The following is a 21,366-nucleotide window of genomic DNA, read 5'->3' as shown; positions in this document are numbered from 1 at the left end:
TTATGTCGCCCTATTTTGTGAGTCGCTGATACGCCTCATTTAAAGGCGCCTTTGTAATAGCGAGCCTTAGGATTGTCCTTAGTGACGCACAGCAACGCCAAATAAAGCAATAATCAAGCCAAACCAAAAAAATGTTTAATATCAAGCACAAAGAACACTATAGTGGCGCGCAACCATATTTGCGATGTAAATATCTCCGACAAATACGCAAAACAAGAAGGGATAACAAAAGTCTTGGCGGTCAAGCCCGACGAGTGCGGATTACAAGTTATTGATATCCAGCCACAACTCGGGCCGATCAACAGGTGTTGCTGCAGGCAGCGCTGGATTGTCTAAATAAAACACTTTGCGATTTTTCAGGTCAGCCATTTCAATCACTTTTTTGATTGAAGGATCATTCAAGAACTCATGATCAAATGTTCCGTCGGCAATCATCAAATTAAAGCCCGCCTCAATATCGCGAGCCAGTGCCGTGTTGTCTGGCGACACAAACAAATAAAACGGCATTTTGTAAACCAACATTAGGTGCTTTTCTATCGCCAATTCCAAACCGGGAATTTTATTTACCTCACCCCAAGGCTCTTGCACGCCACGCGGAAAGGCATCAAAACGGCCACCATCCAGCATATAAAACAAGTTGTCGTATTTTTGGGTTTTCACCACAGTCAAACCATTGCTCTCCAATATTTTGGTGTCCGCCCAAGTGGCGCCCTGCCCCAGTTTTAATTTTTTCAAGTCATCGAGCGTGTTAACCGCATCGAACTTGTACTGGCTATTTTTGTGAATCAAAAAAATGCGATGCCCTAATAACCCTTTTAGCAGCGGAATTCGCACCGGCAGCACCAGCGCTTCAATACTGGCATCGGAGGCAGCCCACATGACATCGATGCGCCCTGCACGCAAATCCTCAATGTAGCGCCCCTGAGTACGTTGGCCGCTATCAGGGTCGGGTACAATCTCATATTTAACAGCAGATCGAGCGAGCGCCAGCGTCATCATGCGCACCGCATAACGATCTATATCCGTAGTGGCAGGCATCATCGTAATACGCTTGGGTGGCTGGGCCATAACATGAGGCGCCAGTATCGTTAACGCTAGTACACAACAAGAAATTAACCTTGCAATGCAATTAATGGAGTGAACAACCATAATAACCTCAAGCGGAATGTTTTCTGATTTTCATCGCATTTATAACCAGAAGATGTTGTGCATAGCCGATTGAGTATAAATAGCCATTCCAAAGCGTGGATAAAAAAAGATAGAAAAACACATTGAATACGAATGCAAAAAAGCAGGCAGTGTCTAACTGCCTGCTTTTATAACCACTTATTTGAAATAGCTCGTTATTTCAACAAATACACCACATACACCTGCGCGGTAATTTTCATCACGCCCGGCTCAAAAGGTTCGCTAGCCATGCGCTGTAATGAGCTTGCGTCAGCTTTCATAACACCAGAGCGCCCCATTAATTCACGATTCGGCGTTAACTCCCAGCGCTCGTTGCCGCGATTATTAAATTCCGAAATCGACCAGGGCTCGCCTGCCGTTTTACCTTGGGATTTTGCCAGGCGATTGGCGCGCGCCTTGGCATCATTCATGGCTGCAGTTTGCACTTTTTCTTCCACCGTTTTTTTATCGGCGAGCGTCAGATTGGTGTTGATAGTTTCAGAAATCTTGGCGTCGACCAGCGCTTTCATCATCTCGGGATATTTTTTTAAATCGCGCAGATTAATATCCACCTGGCGCGATACGTTATTGCCGGTTAATACCCGTTGGCCATCTTTGTATTCGTACTCGGGGCGAATGTTTAAGGCGGTGGTAGCTATATCATTAGCTTTGATGCCAAATTTTTTAACGGTTTCGATCAGCAGGCGCGAGCGTGCATCCACATCGGTTTTGGCCTTGGCGAGATCCAGATCGGACTTTTGAATACTGAGAGTGAAAGTCATCATATCCGGCTCCACTTCCAGCTCCGCCGAACCTTCAACATAAACATGGGGCTGCGCTGGTAAGGGGTTAGCCCAAACACCGCTAGTCACACCCGCACTCAACAGCAAAGCAGCCATCAGCATCATCAATTTCATTGCAAAACTCCTGTGGGAAAATGTGGCTTCACTATAGCGGCCGAAGGTGAATATCACCCGAATCAAATGTTTAAAAATGTAACCCCACCAGTTTTCGGGCAAAATGCCCAGCTCAACAGATTAATGAGCTGCCATGTCCAATCTCGATCTCCAGCAACTTGCCGCCGATATCAAACTCTGGGGGCGCGAACTCGGCTTCCAGCAGGTAGGTATTACCGATATCGACTTGGGCGATGCCGAAGCGCGCCTGCAAGAGTGGCTGGCAAAAGGCTATCAGGGCAGCATGGAGTGGCTCGCGGCGCACGGCAATAAACGCTCGCGCCCAGCGGAGTTATTGCCCGGCACTGTGCGGGTGATCTCGGTGCGCATGGACTATCTGCCCGGCGACACCCAGCAAATCAAAATCCTCAAAGACCCGACCAAGGCTTACATATCCCGCTATACATTAGGGCGCGATTACCACAAGCTGATCCGTAAACGCCTGAGTCTACTCGCGCAAAAAATCGATGCCGCACTGCCGGATGACTATCCCTACAAAGGCCAAAACCGCGCCTTTGTCGATAGCGCGCCAGTCATGGAGCGCCCATTCGCGGAAAAAGCCGGTTTGGGCTGGACGGGCAAACACACGCTAATCCTTAACGATACAGCCGGCAGCTGGTTTTTCCTGGGCGAGATTTTTACTTTTGTGCCGCTTCCCGTAGATCAACCCACCCAAGTGAATCAATGCGGCGAGTGCACCGCCTGCCTAAAAGTCTGCCCCACCGACGCCTTTCCACGCCCCTATGAGCTGGACGCACGCCGCTGTATTTCCTACCTAACGATTGAAAGCAAAGGCGCCATTCCCGAAGAATTCCGCGAACCCATAGGCAACCGTATTTTTGGCTGCGACGACTGCCAAGCCATCTGCCCTTGGAATAAATATGCGCAATTTACCGGCGAAACCGATTTTTTACCGCGCCACGGCCTCGCCGATAGCGACTTGGTCGATTTGTTTAATTGGACCGAAGACGAATTTCTCGCCCGCACCGAAGGCTCGGCAATTCGCCGCGTGGGCTATGAAGGCTGGCTGCGCAATATCGCCGTGGGTTTGGGTAATGCGCCCAGTGATGAGCGGATTATTCAGGCGCTGATGAATAAAAAGGATCTGTCAACGCCCTTGGTACAGGAACATATCGACTGGGCGCTAGTGCAACAAGCCAATCCTCAGCGGCGGCGCAAGCGGAAAATTCGCAATAACGCCGAGTGAGTGTCGATATTTTTACCAAATAAAAACAACAGCAAAATTACGTCACACTTTTATCAGTTTCCGAGCACAAAAAGTGTGCCATTTTCGTAGACTGCGACGCGCAGTAGCAACTGCGTTTTTATCATCACATCAAGGGATTTTTATCAGTATGAAAGTTAATAAACTCGCACTGGCAATTGGCATTGCCTTTACTACACTGGCAGCAGCCCCGTCTTACGCACTGTTGATCTCTACCAGCGTAAAAGCAAGCACATCGGTTAGCATCAACGGCACCACCAATGCTGATAGCATTAGCTCCTCAACCTACGCCCTCAGTGAATCTGGACTTAACACTGAATCGCCGGTAAGAGCGAATGCTTCCGCGTCAGCCTATGGCAAAGACACAGGTGAAAGTGGCCTGAAAAGCTACGGTTCACCATTTCTGGACAGAAGCTTTCTGTCAACCAACCTGGATTTATCCTCCAACGCGAGCGTCTTGCATACGGCAACTATTACTAACGATACCGGTACGGGACAAAATATCGACTTCAGCTTTTTAATCCTGAGCGGTGAATTGGGGCTTGGCTATTCGGACACATACAGCGACGGCAGCACCCTTATTCAATCGGGCTACTCGGCTGATATCCGCGTCAATGGCACAAGCCTGTGGGATAGCTCTGCCAGTCTTACTGCGGTTAACGACTGGTGGAATGGCCAAAGCCTAACCACCAACGGCACCACTCTTGGCGCACTAAGCGGTGATGGTGTGACTTACCAATGGGGTAGTTATGCGGGTGTATTGAACTTGGGTTATCTCGCCGCAGGCGCCTCATTAACTCTGGAGTATCAACTCAATACTTACGTTAATCAGTATTTAGCTGATGCAGGTTATGCTCACACACCAGAGGCTCGCTTCGACGATCCATTTGGTTTTGGTTCCACTCCCATCTTTGATGCGAGCAACTTTGTTACCACCAGTAGTGGCGCCCCATCGACAGTGCCCGAACCAGCAAACACCTTGCTGCTGGGTGCTGGTCTTGCAGCTTTGGCGTTCCGTCGTCGCAAAGCGCGCAAAACCGCTGTATAAGTAGTATCTAACTGCTATCCCCTTTAAGGGGATAGCAGTTCCAACATATCCTCTACCAACGCACCTATCTGTTCATCCTGTGAAAATCCCCGATACTGCTGCGCCAGCATTTGGCTGTTGTTAGCCAATACCTCACAGCCCAGCGCCTGTTGAAAAACAGCAGCATAGTCAGTGATAGTCGCATCCGCCTTCACGGCATAGGCTAAACCCATATCACTCAACCGACGCGCCAACATGGTTTGCTCCATCTGCGTGGGGACGATTACATGGCGCACACCGGCCAACAGGCATTGTGCGCTAACACCCATTCCACCCTGGCTAACTACCATCGTCGCTTGCGCTAACACACTGCGCATGCTGACTGGCTGGGCTTCAATCCGTAAGGAAATGGTAGACCAGGCCTCGCGCTGGATTTCGCTCAAGCCCGGAATGTGGAGCAGAACTGCACAAGGCAATTGCGCGAGAGCGGTAACCACTTGCTCCAGATGCGCCAATTTCGGCGTGAGATAAGCAAAAACCCGCGCTTCCGCCCGAGTTCCCGATAACACCGGCCACTGGGGCTCCAGACCTTGATCAGCACTGAACAGCGGCCCCCAGTAATCCACATCCGCGCGCGCGCCATAGTGATCTAACTCCGGCAAGGTACATAGATAGGGTTCAGCGCGATCAAAGATATCGCCCAGGCTGCGGAGAGCCTGACCACCACATTGGTGCATGGCGTAATTGATATTAGCCAGTAGCTGCTCATCCAAACCGACATCTGGCTCAGACAGACTCGGGGTAAATAGTGGAAATCCTGAATCAAAGGGAGGGATAACAAAACCCGTGCCGATTGCAGCAACCGGTAGGCCGAGAGCCTGTGCCGCCAAAATAGCGGTAGGGGCATGATCGGCAATGACCAGGTCGGCCTGATACTCGCTTAACAATGTTTGCCAAGCCGCAACGTACCCTGCTAACACCGTTTTATCGAGATAACCTATAGCGGCCAAAATACCGCTGTAAGAGTAAGAATCGCGCTGGCGCGGGATAAAATTTGGGATCGGCGCTTGCACACAAGTCACCCCATCGCCCAACAATCCTGCGTGCTGCAAATTGCGCAGCGCAAAAATCACCTCGCAGCCACGCGCCTTGAACGCCTGCGCCAAGCTAATAAAACCGGTGATATGGCCGTAATTTCCACCCAGCTCCCAACAAAATACCACTCGTGCCATTGTTATCTCTGCCTTGAATATTGAGAAGGAGCGCAGCCTAACCAATGCACCACAAGGCGGCAACATCCAATCACATTAGATAAATTGCACCTCGCTATGATGAAAATAGCCATAAGTTTTGCCCCTTGGCTGTTTTTTTGCGCCACAAACAGGAATAATACGCACCCCCTCAAGAGCGCAGCCGTTAGAGCAGCGCCGTTAGATAGAAATCGGTCAATCTCTGCTCCCTGGAATACACAGGAAGGGTAACGGGTGATAGGGACCGGAACCGCCCTGTTGAATTGCGCCTGAGAGCCAGGACATCAACCACAACGATAGGCTATTACTACTATGAAACCACTTTCCGATATAGGCTTGGTTGGCTTGGCTGTGATGGGTGAAAACCTCATCCTGAACATGGCTAGCAAAGGCTATACAGTCACCGCTTACAACCGCTCTGTAGACAAAGTAGACAGCTTCATCGCTGGTCGCGCAGCGGGCAAAACCATTCGTGGCGCGCGCTCGATTGAAGAGCTGGTCGCCTCATTGGCTAAACCACGCAAAATTATGTTGATGGTTAAAGCCGGTAAAGCAGTAGACGATTTTATTGAATTGCTGATTCCATACTTGGAAGCTGGCGACATTATTATCGATGGCGGCAATACTCACTTCCCCGATACCGACCGTCGCACCGCGTACCTCGCGAGCAAAGGCTTACGTTTTATCGGCACCGGCGTTTCCGGTGGTGAGGAAGGCGCATTGACTGGCCCATCTATCATGCCCGGCGGCTCACCTGAAGCCTGGCCGTTTGTGAAAGATATTTTCCAGGACATCTCCGCCAAAGTAGATGACGGCTCACCCTGCTGTGACTGGGTTGGCGAGAACGGCGCTGGCCACTTTGTAAAAATGGTGCACAACGGTATTGAATACGGCGACATGCAGCTGATCTGTGAAGCCTACCAATTACTCAAAGAAGTGGTTGGCCTGAGCGCAGACGAAATGCACCAAGTCTTTGCCGAGTGGAACAAAGGTGAACTCGATTCTTACCTGATCGAAATCACCCGCGACATCCTCGCGTACAAAGATACCGACGGCGAGCCACTGGTTGAGAAAATCCTCGACACCGCGGGCCAAAAAGGCACCGGCAAGTGGACTGGCGTAATCGCACTGGATCTGGGTGTACCTCTTACCCTGATTTCTGAAGCAGTATTTGCACGCTGCTTGTCATCGCAAAAAGCTGAGCGTGTTGAAGCAGCGAAAGTCATTAAAGGCCCAGCCGTGAATTTCACTGGCGACAAACAAGCCTTTATCGATGACCTGCGCAACGCGGTATTTGCATCAAAAATTATTTCTTACGCACAAGGTTATTTGCTGATGCGCGAAGCAGCCAAAGAATACGGCTGGAACCTGAACTACGGTGGCATCGCCTTAATGTGGCGCGGCGGCTGTATCATTCGTTCATCATTCCTCGGCAATATCAAAGAAGCATTCGACAAGAATCCTGAATTGAAAAACCTGTTGTTGGATGACTACTTCGCCAAAACCGTTGATGCAGCCCAAGCTGGCTGGCGTCGTGTGGCTGCTGCGGCAATTGTTAACGGCATTCCCGCCCCGACAATCACCTCTGCACTCACCTACTTCGACGGCTACCGCACTGCGCGCTTGCCAGCAAACCTGCTGCAAGCCCAACGCGACTACTTCGGCGCGCACACCTACGAGCGCACCGACAAACCACGCGGTGAATTCTTCCACACCAACTGGACCGGCCGCGGCGGCAACACCGCATCGACCACTTACAACGTTTAAGTTTTTGGATGTGGTGAGAGAAATACGAAAACCCGAATCAGAAATGGTTCGGGTTTTTTGTTGGAAGAAATTGAAAACATTACTAAAGAATAAGGCAGCTCATGGATTACCTATTACTATTTAGAATGCCTAACCCTGTGAAGATTACTGGAAGATCCTCGACCATTACCAATTCATTTATAAACTCCATAATTCCTGTCATACCACCAACCAATGAACAAGTAAAAGAAGCGCTGGAAATACTAGGGATGAGTCACGAAAAATTTGAATGCGCTTACTGTGGTTCAGTCGCATCTGAATGGGATCATTTACGGCCACTCGTTATAAACAAAACACCTACGGGCTACATATCAGAAATTCACAATCTTGTTCCCGCCTGTGGGAAATGCAACCAATCCAAAGGCAACAAGCCATGGGAAAATTGGATTCAAAGCGACGCAAAACTTTCACCCAAAGTACGCGGCATTAAAGATTTACCTGAAAGAATTAATAAATTAAAACAGTACGAAAACTGGGGCAAACCAACCATTGTAGACTTTGAATCTATCGTCGGTAAAGAAATGTGGCAACAACATTGGAAAAACTGGGAATTAGTGCAATCCACCATGCGCTCCGCGCAAGTATTAGCATCAGAAATAAACGCAGCAGTAGCTAAAAAATTCAAACCAGAGTAACCCGTAGGTTGGGGTGAGGAACGAACCCCAACATTCGTAATCACAAACCGCGCATTAATTCATTAATAAGAAAAACAGCGACGCACGAATTTGGTATTGGTGGTTTCGGAAACATGGTCATGTTGGGGTTCGTTCCTCACCGCCAACCTACGCTTGCACCCCAAAACAAAAGTGATACTATAGTGGCACTCTCACTCAATGGGTGCCTCCATGAAAACCGAACTTGTTACCACGCTAAAACGTGAAGCCACCAAAATACTGGCCGAGCTGCATAACACTAAAGAACCTGTGCTTATCACCGAACACGGTTTACCTTCCGCTTATCTAGTTGATGTTGAAGACTATGAGTTTATGGTTGACCGCATGAAGTTATTAGAAGGAATAGCGCGAGGTGAAAAAGCCATATTGGAAGGACGCGTTTTGTCGCATGCACAAGCTAAGGATAAGCTAAAAAAATGGCTGAAATAATTTGGACTGAACCTGCAGTTAATGACCTTAATGAAATCGCCGAATACATTGCACTAAGCAATCCCATTGCAGCCGCTGAACTGGTAGCGGATATTCTTGCTAAAGTCGAACGCCTTGAACAATTCCCCAAATCGGGGAAGGTTCCTTTAGCCATTCCGGAACTGAGTTACAGAGAACTGACAGCATCACCCTGCCGGGTACTTTACCGCACCGACAAAAACATCGTTCATATAATGCATGTCTGTCGCGCAGAGCGCAGTTTGCGTAAATTTTTAATAGAGCGGGGAACACTTTAGGGTAACGATGAGAAACTAATTCCAACATTCACAATTGCAAACAACACAAAGTTCTATAAATCAGGCTGCGGCACCCAACATCACAGGTAAAAAAGTTTTTTCCCGCGTATTACCGCCCAACCTCCCGAGTACCCTATTTTTCAGCCCACATCACAAACCCGTCATTTCCAAGAGGAAAACTCACCAAACCCGCCAACAGCTGCTATAACTAAATGCAGTTCGGCCACACATAACCGCGCAAAAGCGATAACAAATTCGCGGTCGGCGAAAGGATGCCCTCTACTACAGCTAGCGACACAACAATGACACCACGCTTGATTTTACTCTTGATACTTACCATCGCGCAGTTTGCGCTGATGCCTGTCAGCTTTGCGGATAACTCCATCGCAGCAGCTGACTACCCCAAAAAAATTCATTTTCGCAACATCATGCAGAATCAGGACATCGCCCTCGGCGAAGTTGAAGCTATTTTGCAGGACCATCAAGGTTTTATGTGGTTAGGTGGGCGCAATGCCCTGTTGCGTTACGACGGCTATGAATTTTTGCCGATTCCCGCCGCCAAAGACCCCGCCAACCTGATCGAGACAGAGCCGGTAAATCAGGTCTTGGAATTGGTGGAGGATAAACAACGCACCCTGTGGGCTGCGACTCGCTCGGGGTTGTATCGCTATGACCGCGACTACGAAGTATTACTGCCAGTAAAGATTCCCAATAATTTACTGGAGGCCGGTGGCGCGATTAATGCGATCGCCGAAAGCGCTGCCGGCGAAATTCTGATTGGCACCGCCACCGGCTTTGGCATTCTCAATCCGGCCAATGGCGAACTAAAGATTTTGAACCAGCAAAATGGCGACCTGCCGAGCAATCTAATCAACGATATTGTGGTGGATAAGGATATTGTCTGGCTGGGAATGGATACCGGTTTGGCAGAGCTGGATTTGGCAAGTGGAAACATTACCTTGCATATTCCCAATCCGGACAACCCGAAATCCACGCTGGAAAATAGCATCAGAACTATTGCAGTCGATACCCGTGGGCGCGTGTGGGCGGGCAGCGATAACGGCATCTATCGGCTCGAGCGCAGCAGCAATCAATTCACCCATTACCAATACGATCCACACAATCCGCACAGCTTGGGTAATAATTTTTCGCGCCAGATTTACGTTGATCGCAACGGTTGGGTATGGACCGGTAGCGATGGCGCAGGCATCAGCCTGTATAACGAAACTCAGGATAACTTTATCCACTTTGAGCGCGGCGATGGCGGCGCTGGGCGCTTGGTGAGCAATACCATTCGCCGAATTTATGAGGATCGTATTGGCGATCTCTGGATCGGCACCTATCCCTCCGGTGTACATATTTATGATCGCTCCAGTGCCGCCATTCGGGTTTACAAAAAATCCCCCCGGCCCGAACAGGGGCCAATGGACGATAACGTTGAGGCACTGGTCGAGGATGTGGATGGCAATCTATGGATTGGCTCCAATGGCATTTCACGTTTTGATGCCGCGAGCGACACCTTTATTCACTATCGGCATACCACCGGTGAAGATTCCCGTGTCGCAACCACCGCCGTACTCAACGGCAAACGCGATTCGCGGGGCAAGCTGCTGTTTGGCACCTGGGGCGCAGGGGTGCAGCAGTACAACCCAACCACCGACCGCTTCGACACACTGCCGGTCGACCCGGACCAAAGTAAACGCGGCGCCAAAACCGGTGACAAATTAAATGATTTGATGCTGTGGAATATTTTTGAAGACCGGCAACAGAATCTGTGGTTTAGCACACACTACAATGGCCTGACTAAATTTGATCGCGCCAGCGGCGTCTACCATTTTTATCCCCACAGCGAAAACGGTGAACACAGCCTATCCAGCACCGTAGCCTGGGTATCGTTCGAGGATTCCCACGGGCGCTTTTGGGTGGGAACCGCCTACGGACTCAACTTATTAGATCGCACCAATAACACTTTTAAGCGCTATCTGCCCGACGGCAAGAATCCACGTAGCCTGACCAACGGTTCGGTACTGGCCATCCATGAGGATGCCAAACAGCGCCTCTGGTTCGGCACCGATATGGGCCTGCACCTCTACCATGCGGAGAGCGATGACTTCACCCACTACGACAATAGCAATGGTTTTGCCGACCAGGGAATTCGCGCGATTGTGGAAGACCAACAAGGCAATTTATGGCTGGGCACTAATAACGGCATAGTGCGCTTTAACCCGGATACCCTCGCGGTAAAAAACTACACCCGTTTTAATGGTGAACTGATCGGCGGAGTTGCCACTGGTGCGGCACTAGTCACCCGCTCTGGCGCACTGGCATTCGGCTCGCGCAACGGCTTGTATTTTTTTGATGTCGATCAGCTTGAAAACAATCAAAACAAACTTGCCCCCGCTATCGCAATTACTGACTTTCGCCTGTTTACCGAAAAAGTGCCCGTTCAGGGGCCGCAGAAACTGCTGGATAAAGTGATCACCCAAACCAGCGCCATCACGCTGGATTACACCCAATCCATGATCTCATTCAGTTTTGCCGCGCTGAATTATCGCGATACTGAAAAAAATCTTTACGCCTATAAGCTGGAAGGTTTCGACAACCAGTGGCGTGAAGTGGGCAACCAGCGCACCGCGCTCTACACCAACTTGCCTGCTGGCACTTATCGGTTTCGGGTGAAGGCCAGCAATAACGATGGCATCTGGAATGAAGAGGGGCGCAGCTTGCAGCTCACTGTATTACCGCCGCCCTGGAAAACCTGGTGGGCCTACACCATTTACACCACCGTTTTTATCGGCCTGTTGTTATTGTTTGTGCGCAATCAACATCAAAAAGTGTTGGTAGCACGCAAGGTCAGCCGCGAGCTGGAGCATAAAGTTGCCGAGCGCACCGCTGAATTGCGCAATAAAAATGCGGAGCTGGAAGGGGCTTATGCGCAGCTCGAAGCGATCAGCTTGTCTGACCCGCTGACCGGCTTAAACAACCGCCGCTACCTGCAAAAACTAATCCCTATGGATATAGCCAAAGTGCAGCGCGAATACGAGCCGCCCAACCGCAATCGCACGCCAACCAAAATCGCGCGCGATCTCACCTTTTTTATTCTGGATGTGGATTTTTTCAAATCGGTTAACGATGTCCATGGCCACGCCGCAGGCGACCAGTTGTTAATTCAACTATCCGATGTGCTAACCAAAATCTGCCGCGAATCCGACTGTGTAGTGCGCTGGGGCGGCGAAGAGTTTTTAATTGTCAGCCGCTTTGCCGACCGCGATGAAGCACCATTAATGGCCGAGCGTATTCGCAATAGTATCGAGCAATATAATTTCACCTTGCCCGACGGCAGTATTTTGAAAAAAACCTGCTCCATGGGTTTTGCCAGTTTCCCGTTTCTGCGCGAACACCCGGCAACCTTATCCTGGGAACAGGTTATCGATATTGCCGACCGCGCGCTCTACGCCGCCAAAAAATCCGGCCGCAACCGCTGTGTTGGCCTTGCAGCCAATACCAACACTGTCGCCCACACTAACAAAGACCGCTTATATCTGCGCATCAGCAGCAATCTGCCCACCATGATCGACAACAATGAGCTATGGGTGATAGCAACACCGGCTGAACCACTGGTATGGGATTAGCCCCCATCCCAAATAAGCTGGCGCATCGATTCTGATGCGACCGCAGCGTCACACAATTGTAAAAATTCTTATCCATAAAAGCCGCTATGCTCTGAACACTCAGGATTTATCCCAGCGGTAATAACATGACCAATCTGAACCAGCCACCACCCGACTTTACCGCGCCCATCGACATAGCTTCATCCTCTCGGCGCAGCGCCGACGTGCAGCAAGATTTCCACCAAAAAATTCCCGAACTGTTACAACTGGAGCAGCTGATAGGTGAGCACGGCCAACTGCTGCACGCCTGTTGCGAAACCACCGTGCTGCATGAAGCGATGGAATTCCCGCTCTACTCACTCAGGCTCGGCTCAAGTGCGCCCAACGCGCCAACTCTATTGCTTACCGGTGGCATTCACGGCATTGAACGGATCGGCAGCCAGGTATTGATCGCATGGCTGCAATCGCTGCTGGAGCGGCTGCGGTGGGATACAGGTGTGCAACAGCAGTTGCAACAACTGCAATTGGTGATCATGCCGATCATGAATCCGGTGGGGATGTATTTAAATCAGCGCGCCAATGGCAATGGCGTGGATTTAAATCGCAATGCGCCGATTGATGCCGAAGGCCCAGTGCCACTGCTTGGCGGCGGCCACAGGCTCGGGCCATTTTTGCCCTGGTATCGCGGGCGTAAACGCGGGCAGATGGAAGCAGAAAATAGCGCATTGGAGCGCGTCATCCGGCGGCAAGTGTTTAATCGCCCATTTGCCACAGTGCTCGATTTGCACTCAGGCTTGGGCATGCAAGATCGCCTCTGGTTTCCACATGCCTATCGCAAAAAAGCCATTGGTAATATTGCTGAATATGTGGCATTAAAAATGTTGTGGGAGCGCAGCTACCCAAATCACACCTATTTATTTGAACCGCAATCAATTCATTATTTATCCCACGGCGATCTGTGGGATTATTTTTACTACCAATCGCGCGCGCAAAACCAACCACATTTTTTACCGCTAACCCTGGAGATGGGTTCCTGGATGTGGGTGAAAAAAAGTCCGCGTCAACTGTTTAATATGGCGGGATTATTTAATCCGCAAATTCAACATCGCCACACGCGAGTATTGCGCCGCCATATTGTCTTGTTGGATTTTATGCTGGCCGCCACGCTCAACCACGCCAACTGGCTGCCCGATAAAAAACACGCAGAAATACTGGCGCAAACTGCCAAGAGCCTGTGGTTTTGAAAACACCTGAGCTTTTGCAAACACGAGAGAGGTTGAAAAAATGCAGTTAATTTTACTGCGCGGCCTCGCACGTGAAGCCGACCACTGGCTAAATTTCCCCGCGCAACTGCAACAGGCACTGGGCAACAACTGCCAAATTCATTTAGTCGATTTCCCCGGCTGCGGAAAATATTTTCAGCAGCCCGCACTCACATCCATTGCCGCCATGACCGATCACGCGCGCGCAGCAATCGAAATAGCCGCAATCACTGCGCACGATGAAGCTGTGTACGTGGTAGGCATTTCGATGGGCGGCATGGTTGCACTCGATTGGGCGCAGCGCTATCCACAAGAATTGCGCGGATTAGTGTTAATTAACTCCAGCGCGGGCAACCAACCTTTTTGGTGGCGCCTGCGACCCACGGCATGGCCAACCATGATAAGTGCACTGCTCAGCCATAGCTCTGCGCGCGAGGCGCGGGTATTAAGCATCGTGAGCAATAACACTGCGGATCATGCCCAGCATTTAGAGCAGTGGCTGAGCATTCAGCAACGGCGCCCGGTCACCCGTGCCACCATTGTGACCATGCTGCGCGCCGCTGCCCAATTTCGCCCACAAACCACTTGCACAGTGAATGGCCTTGTATTAGCAAGCCAACACGACCGCATGGTCAGCGTGCGCGCAAGCGAGGCCATAGCCGCGCAATTTAATTGGCCCATCCACAAACACCCATCCGCCGGGCACGATTTGCCAATGGATGATCCGCTGTGGCTTGCCCATCAGATAGCGCAATGGCAGCCGTAACTCCGCCGTAAAAACCACCTGCAATCGGTTACATATTTACAAATATTGACCCCTCTTAACCAGTTCAAGAACTAGACTTCAAGGCACACTTTCCCTATAGGGAAGACACCGCATTCGCTTGGGACAGGGGAATGAAACACCGTCAAGGTCGCGCCTGAACTTCAAAACCTAGAATAAGCACGAGGCTTACATGACCCACTCTGCTCTATCCGCGGGCATTTCGCGCCGCGATACCATTAAACAACTTGCTCTAGCCTGTGGTTTGGCGCTCTCGGCCAACTCACTATCAGCATTGGCAGCGAGTTTTACCCCACCAACGGACTTCACCCGCAGCAAAAAAACACTGCTCAATAGCGATCAATTAGCACTGGTGCGCGAGCTGGGTGAGATTATTATTCCCACTACCGATACCCCCGGCGCCATTGCCGCAGGCGTGCACGATTTTATTAATCACTTTGTTGCCTACTGTGCAAACCCCAGCGAACAGCAAGCACTGTTAAGCGGATTAAAACGTATTGATGATTCAGCCCAGGCGCGGCTGAGTAAATCTTTTTTAACTGCCAGCAAAGACCAGCAAATCGAATTGCTCACCAAAATGGAACAAGCGGCCGATGGTTTTACTGCTGCTGACCGCATTTTTTTTAAACAATTTAAAGCCTTGGTAACCTTTGGCTACTACACCTCGGAAATCGGCGCCACGCAAGAGTTGGCCTACCTCGCCATTCCCGGCGGCTACAAAGGTAATTTCAAATTCAAGGATGTCGGCAAAGCCTGGGCACTGCCGCAATAAATCAATCATCTGGCCAGTGCGCACAGACATCCTAATTTGATCCGTTAACTTTTTTGCGAAACCATCTCATGAATAAAAATATTTACATCATTAAAAGCAGCGAAATTTTCGATGCCATAGTCGTCGGCTCTGGTATTTCTGGCGGCTGGGCCGCCAAAGAATTAACCGAAAAAGGCTTAAAAACACTGATGGTCGAACGCGGCCGCCCGGTTGAACATCGCAAGGATTATGTCGGAGAAGGCGTTAAACCCTGGCAGATGCCATTTCGCGGCAGAGTTGAAAACAGCATTGTTGATGAGCAGCATTATGTGCAAAAAAAATGTTACGCCTTTAACGATGCCACTAAACATTTTTTTGGCAATGACAAAGACTATCCCTACAGCACACCCAAAGACAAACCCTTCGACTGGATTCGCGGCAATCAACTGGGCGGAAAATCCCTCATCTGGCATCGCCAATCCTATCGCTGGAGTGAACATGACTTTACCGCCAATGCGCGCGACGGCCACGGCGTAGACTGGCCGATTCGTTACAAAGATATTGAACAATGGTACGACCATGTCGAAGTTCATGCGGGCATTAGTGGTTCAGTAGAGAATAATCCCGCACTCCCTGACAGCAAGTTTCTGCCGCCGTTTGAAATGAATGCGGTCGAAAAAGAAATGAAAAAGCGCATCGAGAAAAAATGGAAAACGCGCAAACTTATTATGGGCCGCACCGCGCATTTATCGGTACCCGCACCACATCACACCGCGCAGGGGCGCATTCAATGTCAGGCGCGTAATGAGTGTCAAAAAGGCTGCTCGTTCGGCGCTTATTTTTCTACCCAAAGCTCAACACTGCCTGCGGCACTGGCCACCAATAATTTAACCATTGCCACCAACAGTATTGTGCACAGTGTTATTTACGACCCCAAAACCAATCGTGCTACCGGTGTGCGGGTAATCGATGCAGAAACACTGGAGACACGTGAATATTTTGCCAAGGTTATTTTTCTGTGCGCCTCTACACTGGGCACGACGCAAATCATGCTCAATTCGGTGAGCGAACGTTTTCCTACCGGCATCGCCAATTCCTCTGGCGCACTCGGCCATTATTTAATGGATCACCTTTACGGCGCCGGTGCATCTGGCCGAGTTGAAGGTTTTGAAGATGAATATTACTCCGGCCGCCGCCCCACGGGTTTGGTGATGCCACGCTTTACTAATTACAGCGAAATGAATCCCAACTTCCTGCGCGGTTATCAATTAACGGGCAGTGCAATGCGCGAAGGCTGGGATCAATTCAGTGAGCGCGATGGTTTTGGCGCAGACTACAAAAAAGCGATTCGCAATGCAGGTGGCTGGACATTCAATTTGGGTGGCTCGGGTGAAATGCTGCCGCGATATGAAAACCAGGTTTCCCTGCACCCCACATTAAAAGACAAATGGGGCATGCCGCAATTGCATATCGAGTGCGACCTTTCTGAAAACGATTGGAAAATGTTTGAAGATATAGCCGATACCTGTGCCGAAATTTTGGAAGGTATCGGCGTGAAAGATATAACCAAAAGAATTGAAGCAAAAAAAGATTGGCACCCCGGCCTCGCCATTCACGAAATGGGCACTGCGCGCATGGGTAAAGATCCAAAAACCTCGGTGCTCAATGGCTGGAATCAGGCGCACGATGTGCCTAACCTCTTTGTCACCGATGGTGCATCCATGGCATCTTGCGCTTCACAAAATCCATCGCTGACTTATATGGCGCTTACCGCACGCGCCGCCGACTATGCAGTGCAACAACTGAAACTCGGAAAAATCTAGCAAAAAAAACCATAACTACAGCACTAACAATACATATCCCAAAGGCAATAAATAAGGAACTCAACATGAAATTATCTAACACCATCAAAGCCATCTCTATGGCCGCAATTACTAGCGTCAGCATGGCAACCTTTGCCGCTGATGTTGCGCCCACTTCACCGCAACTGAGCGTGCAACTCTGGTCAGTGAAAGATGCTGTTGCAGCCGACTTTGAAGGCACCTTAAAACAACTCAAGGCCATGGGTTTTGATGGTGTAGAGTTTGCTGGAAACTTTGGTGGTTACGAAAAAGACCCCAAGGGTTTAAAAGCATTTTTGGAAAAGACCGGTTTGAAAGCATCGGGCGCACATGTGCATTTTGATAAATTGTCGCCTGAAAATTTTGATGCAACAGTTGCGTTTTACCAAGCCATCGATTGTAAATATTTAATTATTCCCATGGATAACCGCGCTGCAACACCCGAAGGCGCGAAACAAGTTGCCGCCGATTTGGACGCAGTTCAAAAGAAATTGGCTGCCCACGGCATGCACACTGGCTATCACAATCACACCGTAGAAATGCTCGGCGAGATGGGCAAAACTCCTTGGGATGTGATTGGCACTAACACCAAAAGCGATGTCATCATGCAGCAAGATGTAGGTTGGACCGAAGTAGCAGGTAAGGACCCAATCGCATTTATTAAAGCTTATCCAGGGCGCACTATTACTACCCACTACAAAGCGTCCGCACCTGCGGAAGGCAATACTGAGCATCCGATCATTGGGCAAGACACGACTGATTGGAAAGCGCTGATTGAAGCCAACAAAACCTACGGCGGCACACTTTGGTTAGTGGTGGAGCAAGAGTCTTATCCAAAAGACATGAGTCCAATGCAAAGCGTTGAAGCATCACTCAAAGGTTTACAAAAAGTCATTGCCGACATGAAGTAACACCTGTTATTGATACACAATCCAAACCGCCGCCAAACTAATATTGGTAGCGGTTTTCTTTTTAAACGGCACAGGTTTAAGAGTTGATAGACACGAGAATAAATATGAAACATTTAATACGCTATGGTTTGTTATTAGGTCTTATTTTTACACCCGCACTCTGGGCAGCGAGTGCGGACCTCAGTCAACTTCCACTTCATATTGGCGGGCGAGTGCTAATAGAAACCAATAGCGACGGCAATAAAACCTATGAATACTCCTGGCCATCTATTTATTTTGAAACCGCATTTAAAGGTGATTCACTTACACTCAAATTTGATGATGACCAAAATAACTTTCAATTAATCGTCGATAACAGAGCGCCTATCATCATCAAGAAACCCGGAAAAAATGATTTTGTGGTGCAAGATCTTACTGCGGAAAAACATTATGTAAGACTGGAAAAAATCAGCGAAATCCAATCCAGCAGCGGCCGCTTCCTCGGATTTTATAGCAATGACCAGCCATTAAAACTAAACACCAGACAACGCCAAATAGAATTTATCGGCGACTCCTACACCGTCGGTTACGGCAACATCTCACCTAGCCGTGAATGCAACAATGAACAACTGTTTGAAACCACCAATTCCCAATTGGCATTTGGCCCTTTGGTCGCCAAACACTTTAATGCGGACTATCAAATCAACGCCTCTTCCGGTTTTGGCATAGTACGCAATTACAACGGCCACTCACCGGAAAAAAGCCTAATTGGCCTGTACCCATTCACTTTGTATAACAACAGTTACATCTACCACAGCGACTGGCAGCCAAAAGCGATTGTGATAGGTTTGGGTACTAACGATTTCTCCACCAAACTTAACGATGGCGAACGCTGGAAAACACGCGCAGAACTGCAGCAGGATTACGTCAAAAAGTATGTGGAGTTTGTAAAATTCTTACAACGTAAAAACCCCAAAGCCCAATTTATCTTAATGGCATCAACCAATGCTGAAAATGAAATTGCGAATCAAATGACCAACGTGCTTGAACAGCTAAAAGCCTCCGGCATGAAAAATATCGATTCCATTATTTTCAGCGGCTTGGATTTCCAAGGCTGCCATTGGCACCCGTCAAAAAAAGATGATGAACTACTAGCACAGTTGATTATCACACACATAACGAAAAACAAAATCTGGTAACTTTAAAAAAACGGCGCTGGCAAAACCAGCGGCGTTTTTTATTTTCAAGCTAAAAATTACTTTAAGCTTTTGTACCCAGCGGCAATTTAGTCACCGGTTTGCCCGTCGCCGCAAACAGCGCATTCGCCACAGCGCCTGCAATGGGCGGCAAACCCGGCTCGCCAACACCTGAGGGCATTTCTGCTGAAGGGACTATGTGTACTTCTATGTTTGGCATAGCGTTGATGCGCATGAGTTGATATTGGTGATAATTCGTTTGTTCGACCACGCCGTTTTTTAAGGTGATAGCTTCGCCCAATGCCGCGCTTAAACCCATGCCGATACCACCTTCCATTTGCGCGCGAATCACGTCCGGTGTTACAGCAACACCACAATCAACAGCACACACTACGCGTTCAACTTTAAACGTTTTATCGGCATTCACTCGCACTTCAGCGACTTGTGCGACCCAGGTTCCAAACGATTTATGTACGGCAATGCCACGGCTTACACCCTTAGGCAACGCTTTTTTCCAATTTGATTTTTCTGCAGCAAGATCTAGTACACCTAATGCACGGGGCTCTTTAACCAATAATTCGCGGCGAAAAATAACCGGATCTTTTTTTGCGGCTTTTGCAAGTTGATCCACAAATGTTTCTACAACAAATGCATTACCTGAATGCCCTACAGAACGCCACCAGAGTGTAGGCACTTTTACCGACAACTCAGTGCCCTGCACCTGCAAATGCGGGATGGCGTAGTGCATATCTTCAATGCCCTCAACCACTGTGCCATCGAGCGAGCCTCTCATCATACCTTCAAAAGGCGTGCCGCGCAAAATTGATGGAGCTACCGCATGGTGCTGCCACACCAGCGCGCCCTCGTCTGTAATTGCGCCGCGAATGTGATGAACCGCCATTGGGCGATAACGCGCGTTTAACATTTCATCTTCGCGCGTCCACACCATTTTTACCGCGCGCCCGATCAGCTGTTTGGCAATGGCGGCAGCATCGAGCACATAATCACTCGCACAGGCGCGGCGACCAAAACTGCCGACTGCGTAGAGCGTATTAATTATTATTTGCTCAGCTTTTGCTCCTGTCGCCGCCGCAACTTCTTGCCGGCCTATAGTTGGCATTTGACAGGCGAACCATAGCTCACAATTATTTTTCTACTTTAATGATGAACTTAGTCAGTTAAGTCGTAGCGGAGTGATGAAGAAAAATAATATTCTGCATTAATAACTTGTTCAGCTTTGCCAAACCTCTTGGTATGTATGGAGTGCAATCGTAAAACATTAAGCAAAACCGAACAATCAAGCACAGTTACGTATAGAGCTTTCGATCAAACAATCGGAAAACTTAAGCGACAAAATGTCACCAAAAAAACAACCCTATATTTACTTGACGCAGTAAAACTCTACCTAGTGAATATATAAAATAATTTACGCCGATTAAACAGTATAATCTGCAGCAATTTAAAAAACCGTAATAAAAACATGCTTGAATGAATTCACAAAATTAATAACATTAACATTTAAATATTTTGTCACGTCAATCATTGTTAAGTTTGACTAAGCAATAATCGACAATATAATGCACGCGAAATTCAAGGATCATCCAAATCCTCCCACCCAAAAAAGGAAATATAATGAGTTTCTCCACTGAATCAGCTAAAGACGATTTTAAATCTGCATTTCTAAAAAGCGAAAAGGCTTTCTCCCTTTCTCTCTGTCTTATTATGTTTTTAATTTATTCAGAAAATTTTATTATCGCCCCGCTCATATCAGAAATATCTGCAAGTTTGAGCATGAGCCTGCAACTTTCCGCAAATCTGGTAACGGTTTATACGTTAAGCGTTGGCTTTGGGGCATTGCTCTATGGCCCTATTAGCGATTCAATTGGAAGATATAAAAGTATTTGTATATCGCTTGCAGGATTTGCAGTGTGTACTTTTTTTTGCGGTGCCGCATGGGATGCGACAAGCATGTATATATTTAGAATTCTTTGTGGGTTATTTGCCGGGATTTTGACTTCAAATACATTTGCATACGTTGGCGACTACTACATTTCAAAAAATAATCTGCAGTCCATTCCTGTTGCAATGGGAAAGGTAATGTCAGGTATGTTTGATCCCTACCGCGAATATCGGACACCTTAGAAACTGAGTAAACTTACTCCAGAGGTGATCCATGAGCAAGAAACAATCCACGCAAACGA

At 48.8% G+C, this 21,366-nt stretch carries 18 protein-coding genes and 1 pseudogene; 14 read left to right on the top strand and 5 right to left on the bottom strand.

The features are described from left to right. Positions 1-261 precede the first annotated feature (261 nt). Together AWU77_RS03525 and AWU77_RS03520 are read right to left on the bottom strand one after the other, a co-directional pair. Positions 262-1,068, bottom strand: a complete 807-nt coding sequence (locus AWU77_RS03525) for an ABC transporter substrate-binding protein (RefSeq protein WP_238582293.1) — start codon at positions 1,066-1,068, stop codon at positions 262-264. A 275-nt stretch (positions 1,069-1,343) separates the two neighbouring features. After that, positions 1,344-2,084, bottom strand: coding sequence for an SIMPL domain-containing protein (locus AWU77_RS03520; protein WP_084617999.1), 741 nt, complete (start codon positions 2,082-2,084; stop codon positions 1,344-1,346). A gap of 133 nt (positions 2,085-2,217) precedes the next feature. Between AWU77_RS03520 and queG the strand changes: the two genes are divergently transcribed. Together queG and AWU77_RS03510 are read left to right on the top strand one after the other, a co-directional pair. Next, positions 2,218-3,330 (top strand): tRNA epoxyqueuosine(34) reductase QueG, encoded by a 1,113-nt coding sequence (gene queG, locus AWU77_RS03515; protein WP_062059358.1) that lies wholly within the window; start codon positions 2,218-2,220, stop codon positions 3,328-3,330. A 148-nt stretch (positions 3,331-3,478) separates the two neighbouring features. After that, on the top strand, positions 3,479-4,396 hold the full coding sequence (locus AWU77_RS03510) for a PEP-CTERM sorting domain-containing protein (RefSeq protein WP_062059356.1): 918 nt from the start codon (positions 3,479-3,481) through the stop codon (positions 4,394-4,396). A 23-nt stretch (positions 4,397-4,419) separates the two neighbouring features. Here AWU77_RS03510 and AWU77_RS03505 read toward each other — a convergent pair whose 3' ends face one another. After that, positions 4,420-5,607, bottom strand: coding sequence for a glycosyltransferase (locus AWU77_RS03505; RefSeq protein WP_062059354.1), 1,188 nt, complete (start codon positions 5,605-5,607; stop codon positions 4,420-4,422). Between the two features lie 330 nt (positions 5,608-5,937). On the opposite strand from AWU77_RS03505, the gene gnd reads away from it, so the two are divergent. The 11 genes from gnd to AWU77_RS03450 all read left to right on the top strand — a co-directional run bounded on the left by gnd (position 5,938) and on the right by AWU77_RS03450 (position 19,168). Next, positions 5,938-7,392, top strand: a complete 1,455-nt coding sequence (gene gnd / locus AWU77_RS03500) for a decarboxylating NADP(+)-dependent phosphogluconate dehydrogenase (RefSeq protein WP_062059352.1) — start codon at positions 5,938-5,940, stop codon at positions 7,390-7,392. Between the two features lie 101 nt (positions 7,393-7,493). Beyond that, positions 7,494-8,066, top strand: coding sequence for an HNH endonuclease (locus AWU77_RS03495; RefSeq protein WP_062059349.1), 573 nt, complete (start codon positions 7,494-7,496; stop codon positions 8,064-8,066). Positions 8,067-8,276: 210 nt separating this feature from the next. Continuing rightward, the gene (locus tag AWU77_RS03490) at positions 8,277-8,534 is read left to right on the top strand and encodes a type II toxin-antitoxin system Phd/YefM family antitoxin (protein WP_062059347.1); all 258 of its coding nucleotides are present in this window, start codon (positions 8,277-8,279) and stop codon (positions 8,532-8,534) included. Then, on the top strand, positions 8,522-8,830 hold the full coding sequence (locus AWU77_RS03485) for a type II toxin-antitoxin system RelE/ParE family toxin (protein WP_062059345.1): 309 nt from the start codon (positions 8,522-8,524) through the stop codon (positions 8,828-8,830). Before AWU77_RS03490 ends, AWU77_RS03485 begins: the two co-directional genes overlap by 13 nt. A gap of 272 nt (positions 8,831-9,102) precedes the next feature. Beyond that, positions 9,103-12,462, top strand: coding sequence for a two-component regulator propeller domain-containing protein (locus AWU77_RS03480; RefSeq protein WP_084617997.1), 3,360 nt, complete (start codon positions 9,103-9,105; stop codon positions 12,460-12,462). 125 nt (positions 12,463-12,587) lie between these two features. Then, complete coding sequence (locus tag AWU77_RS03475; RefSeq protein ID WP_062059341.1) at positions 12,588-13,685, top strand: DUF2817 domain-containing protein; 1,098 nt, start codon at positions 12,588-12,590, stop codon at positions 13,683-13,685. 40 nt (positions 13,686-13,725) lie between these two features. Further along, the gene (locus AWU77_RS03470; RefSeq protein ID WP_062059339.1) at positions 13,726-14,469 is read left to right on the top strand and encodes an alpha/beta fold hydrolase; all 744 of its coding nucleotides are present in this window, start codon (positions 13,726-13,728) and stop codon (positions 14,467-14,469) included. Between the two features lie 190 nt (positions 14,470-14,659). Beyond that, positions 14,660-15,259: a gluconate 2-dehydrogenase subunit 3 family protein gene (locus tag AWU77_RS03465; RefSeq protein WP_062059338.1), complete on the top strand. Its 600-nt coding sequence runs from the start codon at positions 14,660-14,662 to the stop codon at positions 15,257-15,259. Between the two features lie 68 nt (positions 15,260-15,327). Further along, positions 15,328-17,061, top strand: a complete 1,734-nt coding sequence (locus AWU77_RS03460; RefSeq protein ID WP_062059335.1) for a GMC oxidoreductase — start codon at positions 15,328-15,330, stop codon at positions 17,059-17,061. A 65-nt stretch (positions 17,062-17,126) separates the two neighbouring features. Beyond that, complete coding sequence (locus AWU77_RS03455) at positions 17,127-17,990, top strand: sugar phosphate isomerase/epimerase (RefSeq protein WP_062059333.1); 864 nt, start codon at positions 17,127-17,129, stop codon at positions 17,988-17,990. A 104-nt stretch (positions 17,991-18,094) separates the two neighbouring features. Continuing rightward, entirely contained in the window at positions 18,095-19,168 is a 1,074-nt protein-coding gene (locus AWU77_RS03450) for an SGNH/GDSL hydrolase family protein (RefSeq protein WP_062059331.1), read from the top strand. Between the two features lie 61 nt (positions 19,169-19,229). Here the strand turns inward: AWU77_RS03450 and AWU77_RS20965 are convergent, their stop codons facing one another. Beyond that, positions 19,230-19,670: a molybdopterin cofactor-binding domain-containing protein gene (locus AWU77_RS20965; protein WP_375600830.1), complete on the bottom strand. Its 441-nt coding sequence runs from the start codon at positions 19,668-19,670 to the stop codon at positions 19,230-19,232. 87 nt (positions 19,671-19,757) lie between these two features. After that, positions 19,758-20,303 (bottom strand): annotated as a pseudogene (locus tag AWU77_RS20960) (molybdopterin cofactor-binding domain-containing protein); the annotation flags it as partial. Positions 20,304-20,797: 494 nt separating this feature from the next. Between AWU77_RS20960 and AWU77_RS03440 the strand changes: the two are divergent. Then, positions 20,798-21,307 (top strand): MFS transporter, encoded by a 510-nt coding sequence (locus tag AWU77_RS03440; protein ID WP_062059327.1) that lies wholly within the window; start codon positions 20,798-20,800, stop codon positions 21,305-21,307. The last annotated feature ends 59 nt before the right edge of the window (positions 21,308-21,366 follow it).

It is taken from the genome of Cellvibrio sp. OA-2007, assembly GCF_000953825.1.
Taxonomy (GTDB): domain Bacteria; phylum Pseudomonadota; class Gammaproteobacteria; order Pseudomonadales; family Cellvibrionaceae; genus Cellvibrio.
Note: the sequence above shows the minus strand (reverse complement) of the source record. Positions and strands in the feature narration are given on the sequence as shown.

What these genes read in the sequence shown, in the direction of transcription:
- AWU77_RS03480 (WP_084617997.1), top strand. Translation starts at nt 9,103, where the DNA reads ATGCCCTCTACTACAGCTAGCGACACAACAATGACACCACGCTTGATT.
- queG (WP_062059358.1), top strand. Translation starts at nt 2,218, where the DNA reads ATGTCCAATCTCGATCTCCAGCAACTTGCCGCCGATATCAAACTCTGG.
- AWU77_RS03440 (WP_062059327.1), top strand. Translation starts at nt 20,798, where the DNA reads ATGAGTTTCTCCACTGAATCAGCTAAAGACGATTTTAAATCTGCATTT.
- AWU77_RS03485 (WP_062059345.1), top strand. Translation starts at nt 8,522, where the DNA reads ATGGCTGAAATAATTTGGACTGAACCTGCAGTTAATGACCTTAATGAA.
- AWU77_RS03510 (WP_062059356.1), top strand. Translation starts at nt 3,479, where the DNA reads ATGAAAGTTAATAAACTCGCACTGGCAATTGGCATTGCCTTTACTACA.
- AWU77_RS03475 (WP_062059341.1), top strand. Translation starts at nt 12,588, where the DNA reads ATGACCAATCTGAACCAGCCACCACCCGACTTTACCGCGCCCATCGAC.
- AWU77_RS03520 (WP_084617999.1), bottom strand. Translation starts at nt 2,084, where the DNA reads ATGAAATTGATGATGCTGATGGCTGCTTTGCTGTTGAGTGCGGGTGTG.
- AWU77_RS03450 (WP_062059331.1), top strand. Translation starts at nt 18,095, where the DNA reads ATGAAACATTTAATACGCTATGGTTTGTTATTAGGTCTTATTTTTACA.
- AWU77_RS03490 (WP_062059347.1), top strand. Translation starts at nt 8,277, where the DNA reads ATGAAAACCGAACTTGTTACCACGCTAAAACGTGAAGCCACCAAAATA.
- AWU77_RS03470 (WP_062059339.1), top strand. Translation starts at nt 13,726, where the DNA reads ATGCAGTTAATTTTACTGCGCGGCCTCGCACGTGAAGCCGACCACTGG.
- AWU77_RS03460 (WP_062059335.1), top strand. Translation starts at nt 15,328, where the DNA reads ATGAATAAAAATATTTACATCATTAAAAGCAGCGAAATTTTCGATGCC.
- gnd (WP_062059352.1), top strand. Translation starts at nt 5,938, where the DNA reads ATGAAACCACTTTCCGATATAGGCTTGGTTGGCTTGGCTGTGATGGGT.
- AWU77_RS03465 (WP_062059338.1), top strand. Translation starts at nt 14,660, where the DNA reads ATGACCCACTCTGCTCTATCCGCGGGCATTTCGCGCCGCGATACCATT.
- AWU77_RS03525 (WP_238582293.1), bottom strand. Translation starts at nt 1,068, where the DNA reads ATGGCCCAGCCACCCAAGCGTATTACGATGATGCCTGCCACTACGGAT.
- AWU77_RS03495 (WP_062059349.1), top strand. Translation starts at nt 7,494, where the DNA reads ATGGATTACCTATTACTATTTAGAATGCCTAACCCTGTGAAGATTACT.
- AWU77_RS03505 (WP_062059354.1), bottom strand. Translation starts at nt 5,607, where the DNA reads ATGGCACGAGTGGTATTTTGTTGGGAGCTGGGTGGAAATTACGGCCAT.
- AWU77_RS03455 (WP_062059333.1), top strand. Translation starts at nt 17,127, where the DNA reads ATGAAATTATCTAACACCATCAAAGCCATCTCTATGGCCGCAATTACT.